This window comes from Pigmentiphaga kullae, from assembly GCF_004216695.1.
Lineage (GTDB): Bacteria > Pseudomonadota > Gammaproteobacteria > Burkholderiales > Burkholderiaceae_B > Pigmentiphaga > Pigmentiphaga kullae.
The window spans coordinates 2357558-2372480 of record NZ_SGXC01000001.1 but is presented as its reverse complement, the minus strand read 5'-3'; the positions used below and the strand labels follow the sequence as shown (position 1 = coordinate 2372480).

General features: G+C 68.7%; 16 protein-coding genes. 6 read left to right on the top strand and 10 right to left on the bottom strand.

All coding sequences use genetic code 11. From position 1 onward, the window contains the following. Positions 1-14 precede the first annotated feature (14 nt). The 9 genes from EV675_RS11585 to pmbA form a co-directional block, all read right to left on the bottom strand. Entirely contained in the window at positions 15-1067 is a 1053-nt protein-coding gene (locus EV675_RS11585) for a P1 family peptidase (protein ID WP_130357377.1), read from the bottom strand. 73 nt (positions 1068-1140) lie between these two features. Further along, positions 1141-1635, bottom strand: a complete 495-nt coding sequence (locus tag EV675_RS11580; protein ID WP_130357376.1) for a MarR family winged helix-turn-helix transcriptional regulator — start codon at positions 1633-1635, stop codon at positions 1141-1143. Between the two features lie 3 nt (positions 1636-1638). Beyond that, positions 1639-2988, bottom strand: coding sequence for a cytosine deaminase (locus EV675_RS11575; RefSeq protein ID WP_207221942.1), 1350 nt, complete (start codon positions 2986-2988; stop codon positions 1639-1641). After that, positions 2985-3776 (bottom strand): ABC transporter permease, encoded by a 792-nt coding sequence (locus tag EV675_RS11570; protein ID WP_130357375.1) that lies wholly within the window; start codon positions 3774-3776, stop codon positions 2985-2987. Before EV675_RS11570 ends, EV675_RS11575 begins: the two co-directional genes overlap by 4 nt. Further along, positions 3773-4522 (bottom strand): ABC transporter ATP-binding protein, encoded by a 750-nt coding sequence (locus tag EV675_RS11565; protein WP_242621387.1) that lies wholly within the window; start codon positions 4520-4522, stop codon positions 3773-3775. Before EV675_RS11565 ends, EV675_RS11570 begins: the two co-directional genes overlap by 4 nt. Before the next feature lie 11 nt (positions 4523-4533). Beyond that, positions 4534-5553 carry an ABC transporter substrate-binding protein gene (locus EV675_RS11560; protein ID WP_165404545.1) on the bottom strand — a complete coding sequence of 340 codons (1020 nt, stop codon included), beginning with the start codon at positions 5551-5553 and terminating at the stop codon, positions 4534-4536. A 52-nt stretch (positions 5554-5605) separates the two neighbouring features. Beyond that, a complete protein-coding gene (locus tag EV675_RS11555) occupies positions 5606-6520 on the bottom strand; it encodes an ABC transporter substrate-binding protein (RefSeq protein WP_130357372.1) in 915 nt (304 codons plus the stop codon). A gap of 116 nt (positions 6521-6636) precedes the next feature. Continuing rightward, positions 6637-7941: an NAD(P)/FAD-dependent oxidoreductase gene (locus tag EV675_RS11550; RefSeq protein WP_130357371.1), complete on the bottom strand. Its 1305-nt coding sequence runs from the start codon at positions 7939-7941 to the stop codon at positions 6637-6639. A gap of 61 nt (positions 7942-8002) precedes the next feature. Then, positions 8003-9394, bottom strand: a complete 1392-nt coding sequence (gene pmbA / locus EV675_RS11545; RefSeq protein WP_130357370.1) for a metalloprotease PmbA — start codon at positions 9392-9394, stop codon at positions 8003-8005. 116 nt (positions 9395-9510) lie between these two features. On the opposite strand from pmbA, the gene yjgA reads away from it, so the two are divergent. The 4 genes from yjgA to EV675_RS11525 all read left to right on the top strand — a co-directional run bounded on the left by yjgA (position 9511) and on the right by EV675_RS11525 (position 12085). Then, the gene (gene yjgA / locus EV675_RS11540; RefSeq protein WP_130357369.1) at positions 9511-10122 is read left to right on the top strand and encodes a ribosome biogenesis factor YjgA; all 612 of its coding nucleotides are present in this window, start codon (positions 9511-9513) and stop codon (positions 10120-10122) included. Between the two features lie 13 nt (positions 10123-10135). Beyond that, positions 10136-10780, top strand: coding sequence for a molybdopterin adenylyltransferase (mog, locus tag EV675_RS11535; protein WP_130357368.1), 645 nt, complete (start codon positions 10136-10138; stop codon positions 10778-10780). Between the two features lie 30 nt (positions 10781-10810). After that, positions 10811-11482: an alpha/beta hydrolase gene (locus EV675_RS11530; RefSeq protein WP_130357367.1), complete on the top strand. Its 672-nt coding sequence runs from the start codon at positions 10811-10813 to the stop codon at positions 11480-11482. Between the two features lie 114 nt (positions 11483-11596). Beyond that, entirely contained in the window at positions 11597-12085 is a 489-nt protein-coding gene (locus tag EV675_RS11525) for a universal stress protein (RefSeq protein ID WP_130357366.1), read from the top strand. A 57-nt stretch (positions 12086-12142) separates the two neighbouring features. On the opposite strand, the gene EV675_RS11520 is transcribed toward EV675_RS11525, so the two are convergent. Continuing rightward, the gene (locus EV675_RS11520) at positions 12143-12922 is read right to left on the bottom strand and encodes an IclR family transcriptional regulator (RefSeq protein WP_165404544.1); all 780 of its coding nucleotides are present in this window, start codon (positions 12920-12922) and stop codon (positions 12143-12145) included. A gap of 81 nt (positions 12923-13003) precedes the next feature. Here EV675_RS11520 and EV675_RS11515 point away from each other — a divergent pair, with 81 nt between their 5' ends. Both EV675_RS11515 and EV675_RS11510 read left to right on the top strand, forming a co-directional pair. After that, positions 13004-14365 (top strand): aromatic ring-hydroxylating oxygenase subunit alpha, encoded by a 1362-nt coding sequence (locus tag EV675_RS11515; RefSeq protein ID WP_130357364.1) that lies wholly within the window; start codon positions 13004-13006, stop codon positions 14363-14365. Continuing rightward, complete coding sequence (locus EV675_RS11510) at positions 14362-14859, top strand: aromatic-ring-hydroxylating dioxygenase subunit beta (RefSeq protein ID WP_130357363.1); 498 nt, start codon at positions 14362-14364, stop codon at positions 14857-14859. The genes EV675_RS11515 and EV675_RS11510 overlap by 4 nt, the downstream gene beginning before the upstream one ends. The last annotated feature ends 64 nt before the right edge of the window (positions 14860-14923 follow it).

The following is a 14923-nucleotide window of genomic DNA, read 5'->3' as shown; positions in this document are numbered from 1 at the left end:
GGGTCCGGCGCGCGTCACAGGCTGGACCACGCGGGCGTCGTCATTCCTTCGGGCGTGACGGCGCTGTACACGCCGCGCGCGATGGCGCGGGCCAGCACGTCGGCGGCCAGCGCGCCCAGCCGGCAGACGATGAAGGGCCGCGGGTCCACCGGCCCTTCCATCGCCGGCGCCTCGCGCCGACCGGTCGAGATCGCGAACACCGTATCGCCGTCGAACGGCGCGTGGATGGGGCGGATGGCCCGGGCCAGTCCGTCCTGCGCCATGGTCGCCACGCGCTGCAGTTCGTCGGGCGACAGCGCGACGTCGGTGGCGATGCAGGCGATGGTGGTGTTGGCGCGGGGCTGGGGATCGAGCTTGGCGAATTCCCAGTTCTCGCCCTCGGCCCGGGTATCGGCCGGCCCCAGGCCGCCGAACTCCTCGCCGATCTCGAAGGCTCCAGCCCAGAAACGCCGGCCTTGCGGCGCCACGACCGAGCCGAAGCTGTTGCAGGCCACGATGGCGCCCACCGTCATGCCGTCGTGCGTGACGTAGGACGCGGACCCCAGCCCTCCCTTGAGCGAACCCGCCGAGGCGCCGAAACCCGCGCCATGCGTGCCCAGGTCGAAACCGGACTGGACACTCCGGGCAGCCCGCATGGCCAGGTCGCGATAGGGCGGCGTCTCGCCCCATTGCTTGTCGCCGCCGTTGGCCAGATCGTACAGCACCGCGGTCGGCACGATGGGCGAAGGCGGCACGCCGGGCTGGCGCAGCAGCGTGAAGCCGCGGCCCTGCGCTCCCAGCCACGCGGCCACGCCGTCGCCGCTGGCCAGGCCGTAGACCGAACCGCCGGACAGTACGATGGCATCGACCGAACGCACGAGATTGGATGCGCCCAGGGTATCGGTCTCGCGCGTACCCGGCCCGCCGCCGCGGATGTCCACCGCGGCCATGGCCCGCTCGTCCGGCAGGATCACGGTGACGCCGGTGCAGGCCCGCGCATCGTGCGCCTGCCCCACCCGCAGGCCGGCGACGTCGGTGATCAGGTTGCGCCCGCCGGGGCGGCCGGCCATTGCGTCGCGTGCGTCCATGCGGGAACTCCGTCGGGGAAATGAAGTGGAGGCTATTGTAGGGACCGGCCGGCAAGCCGGCCACCCGCCCGCTTCATTCCTGGTCGCTGAGCTGCCTGGCCCGCGCGATGAAGCTGTCCAGCATGGTGAAAAACCGGGCCATGTCGGCCGCGGAATGCCCATCGAGCACGTGCCGGTTCCGGGCCTGGGCGGCGGCGGTCAGTTCCGCGTGCATGGCCAGCCCCTGCGGCGTCAGCGACAGTTCCGCCTCGCGGCTGTCGCGCGCGCTGCGCGCGCGGTTGACGTCGCCCCGCGCCACCAGCGCCGACACCGCGCGGCTGATCTGCGCGGCATCGAGCATGGCGTGATAGGCCAGTTCCCGTATGGACACCGGCTGGAACACGCCCAACAGGGTGACCACCTGCCATTCCACCTGGGACAGGCCGTACTGCGCCTTGGCGAACTGAACGGCGCTGCGGGTGAGCGCCTTGCTCAGGGTACTGACTCGCGGCGCCAGCAGGCCGCCCTCCGGAAAGGCCTGGGCCTGACCGGGCCGGCGCGGCGGGTTCGCCGATGAGGATCGCGCCATGGCCTACTCCGTACCCGCGCGCGCCAGCGCCGCGTCGAGTTCGTCGAAGGACGGCGGCGACACGGCCAGGAGCCGGCCTTCCCGCACGACCAGGCGGTCGGACTGGGGCCGGGCCAGCAGCCGGGAAATGCCCCCAGCGTCGAAAATCACGAAGTCCGCCATTTCGCCCGGTTCGAGCCGCCCCGATCCTCCCTGGCGCATCAAGGCCGCGGGAGTCGCCGTCACGCTGGCGGACCAGTCGCCGGCGTGGCTGTCCAGGTGGCCGTTGCGCACGGCTTCGCGGAATACTTCCAGCATGTCGTAGTCTCCGTAGGCATGAAACGCATCTGCGCAATTGTCGCTCGATAACGCCACGGCAATGCCACGGGCCGAGATTTCCTGCAGCGGCGGCAACCCGCGCAGCCTGGGCGTGCGGCCCGGCGCCCGGTCCTGCAGGAACAGATTGACCAGCGGCAGGCTGACGATGGCCAGGCCCGCGTCGCGGCAGGCATCCAGCACACGCTCGCGGGTTTCGTCCGCCTGTACGGCCAGGCTGCAGCAATGGCCGCATACGACCCGCCCGCCCAGTCCGCGCGCCTGGGTCCGCCGCGCGACCTCCAGCAGGGAGTCCGCCTCGGGTTCGCAGGATTCGTCCACGTGCAGGTCCACGTCCAGGCCGTAGCGCACGGCCCAGTCCAACAGCGCATCCAGGGCCAACCCCAGGCGCTGCCGCGCGGCGGGCGGCGGCAGCCCCGGCATGCGCGTCACGCCGCCCAGTACGCCGCCGGTCTCGGCCACCCGGCGCACGAAGTCCTCGGCGCCGTCGCCCAGATAGGTTTCCATGGGCGCCATGGCCACCATCTGCACCCGCACCCGGGACCTCCATCGCTCGCGCAGGGCGAGCATGGTGTCCCAGGCCATGCGCGCCTGCGGCCCCGCCGCGTCCAGGTGCGTGCGCAGGCCGGCCGTGCCGTGCGCCCAGGCGCAGCGCAGGGCGAAGTCGGCGCGCGCATCCAGCTCGCCCGGACGCCAGCGCGCGTGGTCGGCCATCACGGCCTTGACCGCGCCCGGCAGCGTGCCGTCGGCGTTGGGCGCGCGCGCCAGCGTATGCGTCTTGTCCAGGTGGGTGTGCAGATCATGGAAGGCCGGCCAGACCTGCCGGCCGGCCAGGTCCGGCCCCGCAGCGCCCTGCAGCGTCCGGGCGGGCGCGACCGCGCTCAGGCGCCCTCCTTCGACCGCCAGGTCCACGTCCGCCAAGCCCTGCCCGTCGCCCAGTCCGGCCAGCTCGGCGGGCAGCAGCGCCACGGGCACCCGCGCGCCGCTCAGAACGTAGGCGCCCGCCGCCCGTTCGAGCTCCGCGGCCAGCGATTTCAAGATTCGCGCTCCATGGCGCTTTCGTGCCAGCGCCGCAGGATGCGCTGCGACCCCCACGAGGTCGCCAGGAAGATCAGCACGCCGGTGCAGGAAATCATCAGCAGGGCCGCGAACATGCGCGGCGTCTTCAACTGGTAGCCGGCCTCCAGGATGCGATAGGCCAGCCCCGAACCCTGCCCGCCCGCCCCGGCTACGAATTCCGCCACCACCGCGCCGATCAGCGACAGGCCGCCGGAGATGCGCACGCCCGCCAGGAAGTACGGCATGGCCGACGGGATGCGCAGCCGGCGCAGCGTCTGGCCAGGCGTGGCGCCGTAGAGCCGGAACAGGTCGCGCAGGTTGTGGTCCGCGCTGTTCAGGCCGACGATGCTGTTCGACAGGATGGGAAAGAAGGCCACCAGCCACGCGCAGATCAGCAGCGCCACCTGGACGTTGTCCACCCAGATGATCAGCAGCGGCGCGATGGCGACCACCGGCGTGACCTGCATGATGACCGCATAGGGAAAGAAGGTCAGCTCTATCCACTTGGACAGGCTGAACAGGATGGCGATGGCGCCGCCCACCAGCACGGCGCTGACGAAGGCCGACGCGGTGATCTTCAGCGTGACCCACAGCGCCGCCGACAGCAGCGGCCAATCCTCGACCAGCGCCCGGCCGATGTCGGCCGGACCGGGCAGGATGTGGGGCGAGATGCGCAGGCCGCGCACGATCGCCTCCCAGGCCACCAGGCACAGCACGCCCATGACGACGGGCAGGACGATGCGCGCGGTACGGAGCTTGGAGTTCATGCGTTCATCGCCTTTTCGAGGGCTTCCGAGGCCTGCCTGCACAGGTGCGCGTATTCGGCCGAGGTGCGGAACGACTCGCCGCGTTCGGCGTCGGGAGAAATGGCAAGATCGGCATGGAGCCGCCCCGGCCGCGCGGCCATGACGATCACCCGCTGGGACAGGTACACCGACTCGAACACCGAATGCGTGACGAACACGGCGGTGAAGCGCTGGTCCTGCCACAGCCGCAGCAGGTCGTTGTTCAGCTTGAACCGCGTGATCTCGTCCAGCGCCGCGAAGGGCTCGTCCAGCAGCAGCACCTGTGGCCGGGTCACGATGGCCCGGGCGATGGAGACGCGCATCTTCATGCCGCCGGACAGCTCGCGCGGCAGGGCATCCTCGAATCCCTTCAACCCGACCTTATCGAGCGCCTCGGCGGCGCGACGCCGGGCCTCGTCGCGCGGCACGCCCGCCAGGTCCAGCGGCAGCGTGGTGTTGGACAGCGCCGTCTCCCACGGCATCAGCGTGGGCTCCTGGAAGACGAAGCCGATCGCCCCTTTGGTCCCCTGCCGCACGACATCGCCGGAGGTGGGCTCGGACAGTCCGGCGATCATGCGCAGCACCGTGCTCTTGCCGCAGCCCGAGGGTCCGAGCAGGCTGACGAAGCTTCCCCGCGCCAGCGACAGGCCGAGGTTCTCGACCGCCAGCGTACCGTTGCCGAAGCGCTTGGAGATGTTCCGCAGTTCCAGCACCCGGTCGATATCCATGGCCGTTTCAGTCATCGCATGCCGACCTTCTTGTTGACGAACCTCAAGGTGTAGGCCTTGCGTACGTCCAGGCCCTTGGGCAGCACGCCCACGTCCACCATGGACTGGTAGAAATGGTCCCAGCGCGCGTCGGTCATCGCGCCGATTCCCAGCCGCTTCGCATCGCCGGAATCGATCAGGCCGCGTTCCTTCATCGCGCTGATCGCGAAGGCGATCTGCTCGTCGGTCATCTCGGGATTGTTGCGCTTGATCAGCTCATTGCCGGCCGACGGATCGTCGTACAGGTAGCTGTACCAGCCCTCGATGGACGCATCGACGAACTTCTGCACGAACTGCGGCCGCTTCTCGACGTTGTCGCGGGTGGTGACGATGGTCGTCATGTAGGGATCCCAGCCATAGTCCGCCAGCAGGAAGGACACCGGATTCTCGACCCCGGCCTTCTTCAGCGCCAGCGGTTCGTTGGTGATGAGCCCCTGCTGCACCACCTTCTTGTCGGCCAGGAACGGCGCCAGCGAAAAGGTATAGGGCTTGACCTGGTCGTCGGTGAAGCCGAAGCGCCCGCGCAGGTAGGGCCAGAAGGTCGCCATGCCCAGCGCGCCCACCAGCACCGTGCGGTCCTTGATCTGCTCGATCCTGTCCACGCCCTGGTTGGGGTGGGCGATCAGCACCCGCGGGTCCTTCTGGAAGATCGCGGCCACCGACATCAGGGGCGCGCCCTCGCGCGCCGCGTTGAGCGAGGTGCCGCTGCTGCCCGCCGTGAAATCCACGCGCCCGGCCAGCAGCATGGGCGTGGGATTACTTTGCGGATTGCCCAGGCGGATCTCGACGTCCAGCCCGTGCTTGCGGTAGATGCCCTTGGCCACGGCCTGGAAGAAACCACCCCACTCGGCCTCGGCCCGCCAACCGATGAACATGACGGCCTTCTCGGGCGCGGCGGCGGACGGCTGGGCGCCGGCCAGGCCCGGCTGCGCACAGGCCAATGCCGCGCAGAACAAGAGCGCGCGGCGAACCCTGGAATCGGACTGCTTCATGACGATCTCCCGATAGTGACAAACACCCATCCGCGCGCGGCGGCTCCGAAACTCAGAAGAACTGCTCCACGTCGATGTCGTGGTCGAGCAGGCCGGCGCCGCGCAGCACGGTCACCCAGCCGCGGTACATGGCCTTGACCTCGGGATCGTCCATGCCGAAGGGATGGAAAAGCGTGGTCTTGAATCCGATCTCGCGCAGCAGCGCGGAATCCTGGCTGGTATGGCGGGCCATTGCATCGAGCGCGGCCGACGGATCGGCGTACACGACGCCCACGGCCTCGGCCAGCGCATCGGCCGTGGCGGCGAACAGTTCCGGATTGCGCGCGCAGGCCGCCTGCGTGGTCCACCAGTTCGACACCAGCGACGGATTACCCGTGCTGGCCATCGCCAGCGAGCCCTCGCCCAGCACCTCGTCCACCGCGCGGCCCAGGCCGCGCCTGAGCATCAGGGTGACCAGCGGCTCGACGCAGATGGCGACGTCGATCTCGCCCGCGGCCAGCGCGTCGGGCATCTTGTGGAAGGGCATGGGCACCCACTGCACGCGCGAGACGTCGACGCCGTGCTGGTTGAACAGGTGCAGCGGCGCCGAATGGGTGATGCCTCCGTCCAGCGCGAAAGCGCCCAGGCGCTTGCCTTCGAAGTCCGAGGGCCGCTCGATCACCACGTCGTGGCGGGCGATGAGATTCATGAAATCGGCGCTGCGCCCGGCATAGGTACCGCGCAGCGCGGCGGCCGAGACGAAGCGGGACGGCAGGCCGAACCGTTCGCGCGCCATGATGGTGAGCGTGGGGCCGGAGAAGGTCAGATCCATGCGGTCGGCGCGCATGTCCTCGATGGCCTGCACCGCCGACCGCTGCACGAACACGGGTTCGATGCCGCGCTTGGCGAACAGGCCGGCGTCGATGGCGGTGAACAGGGGAACCAGCCCCATCATGGGGTCGGGATGGGCATCGATTCTGAGTTTCATGTCGTTCCAGCCACTGGGTGGGTCATGACGATTTACATGACTTTATCATGCAAATTTTGGCTGTCAATGAAACCCGGGACAGGGACAAACCCTGGGCTGGAGGACGACTGGCGGGCCTAGTGCAGCTTGACGCGGGGCTGCGAACGGCGGCTCAGGAAGCGGCTGAGCGAGCGCACGCTGGCGCCCCACCAGCCCAGTACCGCGGCGTAGTGGGACCAGTGCGTGCCGGCGTACATCATGCGGGCGATCCATCCTTCCACCAGCAGCTTGCGGCCGGAAAGATTACCCATCAGGCTGCCCACGCCCTCGGCATGGCCGATGGACACCAGCGAACCGAAATCGCGGAAGCGGAACGGCTCCGCGAACGCCGACTCGCCGCGTATGCGGGCGGACAGCAGCGGCAGCAGATACGATGCCTGCTGGTGCGCGGCCTGGGCACGCGCGGGCACGGTCTTGCCGGTCTCGCGCCACGGCGCCGCGGCGCAATCGCCCAGGGCGTAGATGTCGGGATCCTGGGTACGCAGCGTCTCGTCCACCTGGACCTGCTGCATCGGGTTCAGCGGCAGCCCCAGCCGCGACAGCAGCGACGGCGCCTTGATGCCCGCCGCCCAGACGCACAGATCGGCGTCGAACACCTTGTCCTGAGCCACCACGGTATGCGGCGTGACCTCGGACACGCGGCAGTCGGCCACCACCGCCACGCCCCGCTCCACCAGCAGTTCTTCGGCCGCCTTGGCGACGCGCTCGGGCAGCGGTCCGAGTATGCGCGGCCCGCCCTCGATCAGCGTGATGCGCAGGTTCTGCCGCGTCATGCCGGGCAGGCCGTAGGCCGAGATCGTATTGCCCGCCTCGTGCAGTTCGGCGGCCAGCTCCACGCCGGTGGCGCCCCCGCCCACGATCACCACGTTGACGACGCCCGGCGTGGCCTCGTCGATGCCGGCCGAGGCGCGCGCCATGGCCTTGAGCAGCGCGAGCCGGAAACGCTCGGCCGCATCCGTTGTGTCGAGCGAGATCGCATACCGGTCGGCGCCCGGCGTGTTGAAGAAATTGCCCAGGCTGCCCACGGCCAGCACCAGCGTGTCGTAGGGCACGTTGCGTTCGGGCAGGATGATGGTGCCGTCGGCGTCGCGCAGCGCCGCCACCCGCACGTCGCGCGCCTGGCGGTCGACGTCCTGGATTTCTCCCAGCACGAAGCGAAAACCGTTGTCGTGCGCCAGCATCGCGTAGGAAAGCCCGTCGCGGTGGATGTCCACCGTGCCCGCGGCGACCTCGTGCAGCGAGGGCTTCCAGATGTGGAAGGGCGTGGCGTCGATCAGCGTGACGTGCTCGGGACCGTGGCGGCGTCCCAGGCGCACGGCCAGTTCGAGCCCACCCGCGCCGCCGCCGGCGATGACGATGCGATGCACAGACTTTGCGTTCATAGGCTTTCCCCGATGACTGGCGCACGAAACGCCGGACGGCCCCGCTCCGGCGGCAAGACCTTCAGCGTCCGGCGATCGACATCTCCGGCAACAGGATGGACCCGGTCGTCTTGGTGCCGCGCGTAAGCGTGTCCGCCCCCACCGCGGCGATGCCGCCGAACATGTCCTTCAGGTTGCCGGCGATGGTGATCTCCTGCACGGCATGCTGGATCTCGCCGTTCTCGACCCAGTAGCCGAACGCGCCGCGGGAATAGTCGCCGGTCACGTAGTTGATGCCCTGCCCGATCAGCTCGGTCACCAGGAGGCCGGTGCCCAGCTTGCGCAGCATGGCGCGGAAATCGTCGCCGCGGCGCGTCTTGCGCGAGGCCAGTACCAGGTTGTGCGAGCCGCCGGCATTGCCGGTCGTGGCCATGCCGAGCTTGCGCGCCGTGTAGCTGGACAGGAAATAGCCCTGGACCACGCCGCCGTCGACGACCTTGCGCGCCTGCGTGCGCACGCCTTCGTCGTCGAACGCGCCGCTGCCCTGGGCCCCCTTGATGGTGGGATCTTCGAGCACGTCGATGTGCGCGGGAAAGACCTGCCGGCCCAGGCTGTCGACCAGGAAGCTGGATTTGCGGTACAGCGCCCCGCCGCTCAGGGCCTGCGTGAGCGAGCCCAGCAGGCCGCAGGCCAGGGGCGCCTCGAACAGCACCGGATACCTGCCGGTGGGAATGCGGCGCGCGGACAGCCGCGACAGCGCGCGTTCGGCGGCGTAGCGGCCGACGCTGACGGGATCGGCCAGCCGGGCCCAGTCGCGGTCGCTGGTGTACCAGTCGTCGCGCTGCATGTTGTTGCCACGCCCCGCGATGGGCGATACCGACAGCGAATGCCGCGAATACGGGTAGCCGTTCAGGAAGCCCCGGGTGTTCCCCATCACGAAGTGCCCTTCGTACGAGGACACGGACGCGCCGTCGGAGTTGGCGATGCGCCTGTCGGTGGACAGGGCCGCGCGCTCGGCCTGCAGCGCCAGTTCGGCTGCCGCCTCGGCCGGCAGGTTCCACGGGTGGTAGAGGTCCAGGTCGGGGAATTCGGTGGCCAGCAGGTCGGCGTCGGGCAAGCCCGCGGCCGGATCCTCGGCGGTGTGGCTGGCGATGTGGAAGGCGGCCTGGACGGTGTCGCGCACCGCCTGGTCCGAGAAGTCCGAGGTCGAGGCCGAGCCCCGGCGCTGCCCCACGTACACGGTGATGTCCAGCGACCGGTCGCGCGTCTGTTCGACGGTTTCCAGCGAGCCCCGGCGCACCGACACGGCCAGCCCCTGGCTTTCGGACACCTCGGCCGCGGCGTCGGTGGCGCCGACGCGCCTGGATTCGTCCAGCACCCGTTCGATCAACTGGCGGAACGCGGCGGGGTCGGTATCGAGCGCGGGACGGGTGGGCGCGGCGGTCGTTTTCTTGCGGGACGGGGAAGTGGCCATGGAGTTTCTTCGGGAAGGAGGCGGCCCGGACATGCGGGCAAGGCGGCCCGGGCAGGAAGGCAAGGCTTTATGATAGCTGGTGTCAGCCTTCTTACCGTCGAAGCACGCCATTTTCCATGTCCCGCTCCAAACGTAGTCCATCGCCCCTGGTCCCGGTGCAAGAAGCCGATCCGGACGGCGAATACCAGTCCCCCAGCAAGTCGCAGCTCAAGCGGCAGATGGCCGCCCTGCAGGACTTGGGGGAACGCCTGGTCGGGCTGCCCGACGCCAAGCTGCGGCAACTGCCCCTGGCCGAACGCCTGTACGACGCCATACGCGAGGCCCAGCGCATCACCTCCCACGAAGGCAAGCGCCGGCAGCTGCAGTACGTCGGCAAGCTGATGCGCGAAGCGCACGTCGAGCCCATCCAGGCCATGCTGGCCGAGTGGGACGGCGAATCCATGGAACAGATCGCCGCGTTCCACCAGCTCGAACTGTGGCGCGACCGCCTGCTGGCCAGCGACGAACACTTCACGGGCTTCATGGACCTGTACCCGCACGCCCAGGCACAGCCCCTGCGGGCGCTGATACGCGGCGCCCGCAAGGAACAGGCCGCCAACGCCGCCCTGCTGCCCGGGCGCGAGCCGCAGCGCAAGCACTATCGCGCGCTGTTCCAGGAAATCAAGCGGCTGCAGGCCGCCCCCGATGCCGGGTCGCCGTCCCCCGACGGCGACGAAGACGAACACTGATCCCACCGCCGCCATGACCACTTCCGCCAAGCGCCTCGTGCGCAACCATCCCGACGAACTGCTGTGCGGCCTGGTGTCCATCAGCGACCGCGCCTCCAGCGGGGTCTACGCCGACGAAGGCATCCCCTCGCTCAAGGCCTGGCTGGACGGCGCCCTGCGCACGCCGGTGCGCTACGTCGAGCGGCTGATCGCCGACGACGCGCCGGCCATCTCCGCCACGCTCACGGAACTGTGCGACGAAGTGGGCTGCGACCTGATCCTGACCACCGGCGGCACCGGCCCGGCGCGGCGCGACGTCACGCCCGAGGCCACGCTGGCGGTGGCCACGAAGGAAATGCCCGGCTTCGGCGAACAGATGCGCCAGATCTCGCTGCGCTTCGTACCCACCGCCATCCTGTCGCGCCAGGTCGCCGTCATCCGCGAACGCGGCGCGTCGGCGGCGGACGGCGCCGCCCTCATCATCAACCTGCCCGGACAGCCCAAGGCCATCCGCGAGACCCTGGAAGGACTGCGCGAGGCCGACGGCAAGCTGGCGGTGCCCGGCATCTTCGCCGCCGTCCCCTATTGCATCCAGCTCATCGAAGGCCCCTACGTCGAAACCGACGAGACCGTGTGCAAGGCGTTCCGCCCCAAGACGGCGATCCGTCCCGCGCCCTGAGCGCCGGCACCCTCCTTCATCGAGAACGCCATGACCGATACCCTGCTCGACTGCGTCCAGGCCGAAACCGGCCCGAATCCCACCCGCGCCGTGATCTGGCTGCACGGCCTGGGCGCCGACGGCCACGACTTCGAGCCCATCGTCCCCGAACTGGACCTGCACGGCCTGCCACCCGTGCGCTTCGTCTTCCCGCACGCCACCGTGCAGCCCGTGACCATCAACGGCGGCATGGCCATGCGCGCCTGGTACGACATCATCGTCAGCGACCTCGTCCGGCGCGAGGACGATGCCGGCATCCGCGCCTCGCAGCGCCTGGTCGAAAACCTGATCGCGCGCGAAAACCAGCGCGGCATCGCCACCGAACACATCGTGCTGGCCGGCTTCTCGCAGGGCTGCGCGATGACCCTGCACACCGGGCTGCGCCTGCGCGACAAACTCGCCGGCCTGGTGGCCCTGTCCGGCTACCTGCCCCTGGCCGCCACCTTCGCCGCGGAACGCAGCCCCGCCAACGCCGGCACGCCCATCTTCATGGGCCACGGCACCGCCGACCCCATCGTCATGCTCGACCGTGCCACGGCCTCGCGCGACCTGCTGCGGCAGGAAGGCTACGACGTCGAATGGCATGCCTACCCCATGCCCCATTCGGTCTGTGCGCCGGAACTCGGGGACATCTCGGCCTTCCTGCGCAAGGTACTGGCTTGATGCCGATCAAGACACAGCCGCCCAAGATGTGGTGTACTGCGCGGTAACGAAAACGCCCGCGCACCGCACCGGCGTTCGAGCGGTCATCTTCGTGATCTTCAAGGAGAAAACGTCATGTTCAAGAAAATCCTGATCCCCACCGATGGCTCGCCGCTGTCCGCCCAGGCCGCCAACGCCGGCGTCAGCTTCGCCCGCTCGGTGAACGCCGAAATCGTGGCCCTGCACGTCACCCAGCCCTTCGCCGCCACCATCGGCTTCGACGGCATGGCCGCCGCCTACGCGATCACCGACGACGCCTACGAGAAGGCCTCGGCCGAACAGGCCGCCAAGTACCTGGACGCCGTCACCAGCCGCGCCGACACCGCCGGCGTCAAGAGCACCGCGCTGTCCGTCTCCAACTTCAACGTCGCCGACGGCATCGTCCAGGCCGCCGCCGAAACCGGCTGCGACCTGATCTTCATCGGCAGCCACGGCCGCAGCGGCCTCTCGCGCCTGCTGCTGGGCAGCGTCACCGCCAAGGTCCTGTCCCTGGCCCACGTCGCCGTCCTGGTCTACCGCGTGAAAGAAGAGAAAGAAAAGAAGGCCGCCGCGCCCGCCCGCTGACCCACGGCCGGCACATCAGGGGCCCCGGACGCCGCACGTCGGCATCCGGGGCCCTGCTCATTCCTGCCGATAGCCCAGCATCCCCTGCGTGGCTTGCACCGCCTGCCTGAGCAGCGCCAAGCTTTCCACCCGTTGCGCCGAGCCCATGCGCGCCGACAGGTCCAGCACGGCCAGCGCCCCGCAAATGTGCCCCGTGTGGTCGAAAATGGGAGCCGCCAGCGCGCAGCATCCCGCATCGGCATAGAACTCGGCCTCGGTCATGGCGTACCCCTGATCATGTACGGCCTGCAGGCGGGCAGCGAAGTCGGCGTCCCGAGACACACCGGCACGTTCCTTGGCCACGAAGGGCCCGGTCAGCGCCGGACTCTGATGCGCCAGGAACACCAGCCCGGTCGCCGACGAGCACAGCGGCACCACGAAACCTATGCGCACCGGCACCGGCACCGGGCACGCTCCCTCCAGGTTCTTGACGACGGTAGGCCCATAGTTGCCCCAGATGGAGAGATGCACGTGATGCCCGGTGGCGGCGTGCAAGCTGCGCATGGGGACATCGGTAACGTCGACCACGTTCGATTTCTTCAGCGCAGCCAGTCCCAGTTGCAGGGCATACGGCCCCAACAGGTAGTGGCCATTGCCGTCGCGCGCCAGGACGCCCAGCTCCACGAAGGTGGACAGATACAGGTGGGCATTGCTGCGCACCATGCCGGCCTGCTGGGCCACTTCCTTCAAGGATAGCGCCCGGCCCGCTTCCTCGACGGCGCGCACCAGGCGGAATCCCACCTCGAGCGACTGAATCTTGCGGGCGCCGGCGGCGTGTTTCTCAGGGTTAGTCGGCATATCGGCGTGCATCCATGCTGCCTATCATCGTTATTAAATAACGAACATCATTATATATTATATAACAAAAAGGAGGCAAGCATGCTCGCAGAGGCGCTGGCAGGCTGCGTTGTCGACGACCCCGACCAAGGCATCTTCACGGTGCACCGCGACGTCTACCGCGACCCCGCCATATTTGCGCTCGAGATGCGATACATCTTCGAGCGCACGTGGGTCTTCCTGGGCATCGAGGACCAGATCGCGCGGCCGCACGACTACCTCGCCACATGGATCGGCCGCCAGCCCGTACTGGTGATGCGCGACGGCGACGGCAAGGTGGGGGCCTTCCTGAATACCTGCCGTCATCGCGGCGCCGTGTTGACGCAGCGCGAGCGCGGTAACGCGCGGGTCCACGTATGCGCCTACCACGCCTGGACGTTCCACAGCAACGGCCGCTGCGCCAGCATCAAGGACCATAAGGATGGCGGCTATAGCGAAGCCTTCGAACGCGAAGACCACGATCTGGTACCGGTGGCGCGCTTTGCTTCGTACCGCGGCCTGATGTTCGGCAGCCTTGGCGCCGACGTGCCGCCGCTGGAAGAGCACCTGGGCGACACGCGCTTCTTCCTGGACCTGATACTGGATCAGAGCCCCCATGGCATCGAGTTGCTCCCGGGTTCGTCCACCTATGTGTACAAGGGCAACTGGAAGATGCAGTTGGACAACGCCCTGGATGGCTACCACCTGACCTCGGTGCACCCCAGCTTCATGAAGATCGTCAAGCAGCGCCAATCCGGAGAGTCGCAGAACCAGTTGGCGACCATCGATTTCGCGGCCTACCGGCAGCGCGGCGGCTTCACGTTCGGCAACGGCCATGCGGCGGTCTGGACCCGCAATCCCCTGCCCCAGATCCGCCCGCTCTATGGACTCGTCGATGAACTGCGGCAGCGGGTGGGCGAGACGCGTGCCGGCCTGATGCTCGACACACGCAACGTGGTGCTGTTCCCCAACGTCCAGTTCGCCGAGAACGCCTCGTTGCAGTTGCGGGTGCTGCGCCCCCTGGCGGTGGATCGCACCGAGATGCGCAGCTACGTCATCGCGCCCAAGGGCGAACCGCCCGAAGCGCGCGAGTTGCGATTGCGGCAGTTCGAGGATTTCTTCAACAGCTCGGGACTGGCGACGCCGGACGACACCACTTGCTACGAAGACTGCCAGACCGGCTACCGGGCCCAGGACGTGGGCTGGACCCAGGGCTATGCGCGCGGGATGACCAGCGTGCGGCGCGGCGCCAACGCGCTGGCGAAGCAGCTCGGCATCGAACCGGCCACCAGCCAGTACGGCGACGTCGCCATTCAGGACGAAACCGTATTCCATTCGGGCTACCGCGAATGGAGGCGGTTGATGGTCAAGGGGGCCAACGACGATGCGGTGGCAAAGGCCACCGGCCGGGAGGGCGGACGATGAGTTCCGACTCCATCCTGGGCGCTGCGCTGCTGTACCGCGAGGCCGCGCTGCTGGACGAACGCCGCTGGGACGACTGGCTGGCCCTTTTCACGCCGGACGCGGAGTACTGGGTGCCCGCCTGGCGCAACGAAGACGAACCCACCAGCGACCCGCGCGCCGAGCTTTCCCTGATCTACTACCGCACCCGGGCCGGCCTGGAAGACCGGGTATGGCGCGTGCAGTCGCGGCGCTCGGTGGCCTCGGCGGTGCTGCCTCGCACCCAGCACGCCGTCACCAACATACGCCTGGCCGAAGGTTCGGGCCCCACCCTGCTCAAGCTGCGGTCGAACTGGACAACCCAGCAATTCCTACCCAAGGAAAAAGAGGTCGAGATCTACTTCGGCCGCCAGGAACACGACTGGCAACTGGTGGGTGGGTCCTGGCGCATCGTGCGCAAGAAGGTCCTGCTGCTGAACGACTATCTGAACGCCAAACTCGATTTCTACAACTTGTAGGAAGCAGCGCAATCCCCATGGGCCATGACGATGCGCCACGCACGCATCGAGCCCCCGCCGCAAC